This window comes from Paraburkholderia sp. Ac-20347 (genome assembly GCF_017104805.1).
In the GTDB taxonomy this organism is placed as follows: domain Bacteria; phylum Pseudomonadota; class Gammaproteobacteria; order Burkholderiales; family Burkholderiaceae; genus Paraburkholderia; species Paraburkholderia tropica.
Genome location: NZ_JAAGPN010000527.1, coordinates 1 through 2,162, shown reverse-complemented (window position 1 = coordinate 2,162; position 2,162 = coordinate 1). Strand labels below are relative to the sequence as shown.

1 protein-coding gene is annotated in these 2,162 nt (G+C 65.8%); it reads right to left on the bottom strand.

Translation table 11 applies throughout. The features are described 5' to 3' along the window. Nucleotides 1-1,661 (bottom strand): PAS domain S-box protein (locus G3N97_RS38365; protein WP_205997934.1); only part of this gene is annotated, 1,661 nt, incomplete at its 3' end. Between the last annotated feature and the right edge of the window lie 501 nt (nt 1,662-2,162).

The window sequence follows — 2,162 nt, the reverse complement described above, 5'->3', positions numbered from 1 at the left end:
ACGAGCGCGCGGCAAATCGCCTGCGCGATGCGCCCGGCGTCGCGCGCGTCGGCCACGCCGCGGCTCACCACCACGAATTCGTCGCCGCCGAGACGGCTCACGAAATCGCCCACGCGCACGGTCGCGCCAAGCCGCTGCGCGGCCTCGCGCAACAGCGCGTCGCCGGCGTCGTGACCGTGACGATCGTTGATGCCCTTCAGGCCGTCGAGATCGACGAAAAACACCGCAAAGCAGCACGTTCCCGTGCGCGTGGCCGCCAGTTCCTCTTCGAGCGCGCGACGGTTCGCGAGCCCGGTGAGCGCATCGACCAGCGCGCTCTCGCGCAGACGCTGCTCGGTGCGGCGCTGCTCGGTCACGTCGTGCGACATCACGTAAAAACCCGTCACCACGCCGTCGCGCTTCGCCGGAATATAGGTCGTGCTCCAGACGCGTTCCTCGTCGTCGCGATAACGCACCTCGCTGCAGGTCACGCGTTCGCCCGCGAGCGCGCGCGAAAAATACGGCTGCAACTGCGCGAGCACGTCGGGCCGCAGCGTTTCCGCCACGTTCGCGCCCACCTCGCCCGGCGCGCGCGGCCCGAGCACGCGCTTGAACGTGTCGTTGTAGAAGCGATAACGCAGCTCGCGATCCACCACGGCGATCAGCACGGGCAGATTGTCGGTGATGGTCTGCAGCGCGTCGCGGCTGCGGCGCAGTTCGGCGGTGCGTTCGCGCACCCGCTCCTCGAGTTCCGCATGATAGTTGCGCAGCGCTTCCTCGCTGCGCTTGCGGCTGTCGATGTCCTGCACGGCGGCGATGAAATGCGCGGGCACGCCCGCCGCGTCGCGCAGCAGCGTGACGGCGAGATTCACCCAGATCGCCGTGCCGTCCGGCCGCACGTAACGCTTTTCGGTCGTATAGGTCGACTGCTTGCCCGCGAGCAGTTCTGAGGCGAGCGCCACGTCGGCGGCCACGTCGGCGGGATGCGTGACGTCGGCGAACGTGAGCTTGCGCAGCGACGCCTCGTCGTAGCCCGTGATCTCCGAAAAGGTCTGGTTGACGTCGAGAAAGCGGCCGTCGAGCGCGACCAGCGCGTTGCCGATCGGCGTTTCGCGAAACACGGTCGTGAAGCGCGCTTCGCTGATCGCGAGCGAGCGGCGGTCGCGTTCGTGCGCCGTGCGCGAGCGGATCAGCTTGCGACGCACGTCGAGTTCGCGCTCGACGAGCTGCGCGTAGTCGGCGAGCGTTTGCACCTCCGCGATGTCGAATGCGCGCGGCGCGCTGTCGATCAGACAGAGCGTGCCGACCACCTGGCCGTCGGCGAGACGCAGCGGCGCGCCCGCATAGAAGCGGATATGCGGCGCGCCCAGCACGAGCGGATTGTCGAGAAAGCGCTCGTCGTCGAGCGCGTCCTCGACCACGAGCGGACGCTTGCTCAATACCGCGTGCGCGCAGAACGACATGCTGCGCGGCGTTTCGCAGGCGGCGATGCCGTGATGGGACTTGAACCACTGACGGTCTTCGTCGACCAGCGAGACCAGCACGATCGGCACGCGAAACGCCCGCGCGGCGAGGCGCGCGATGCGGTCGAACGCCTCCTCCGGTTCGGAGTCGAGAATATCGAGCCGTTGCAGCGCGCGCAGGCGGACGTCCTCGTCGAGCGGAAGCGGAGCAGTAATCATGTCGGTGTCTCGCAGTGGCGAACGCGTCACGCGCGACGCCTCGGTCGGTTCTCGATACACGTTAACGGCAAGCGCGCGCCAAACCTGACACCAGCGCTGCCCCCGGCGCGCGACGTCTCGCTTTCCCCTATTTTTCCCGGTAAATACTGAATAAAAAGCGCACGCCCGTGCGATGAAAATACTGCTGCGGATTCGGGCGCGGATGCGGGTATCTCCTCATCAAGCGCGGCGCTTGGCAGCGAAGCCAATCGCGCGATATCGCTTCATTCATCGGCGTTCGGCAATTTATTTCCATTGATACGGATACCTGATTAATTATCCGACTCCCGATGATCGATCCCCCGAAAAAAAACTCACAGGACGACTTCAGCAACGTGCGGCGCCGCCGTAAAAATGGCCAAGCTTCATGTTCGCGTAATCATCATGAGATCACTCACTCAGGCTGCAAAATTTACTTCGCCCGCTTCGTGGGCCAGCGCCGCGCGCCTCGCAGGCAGCCGC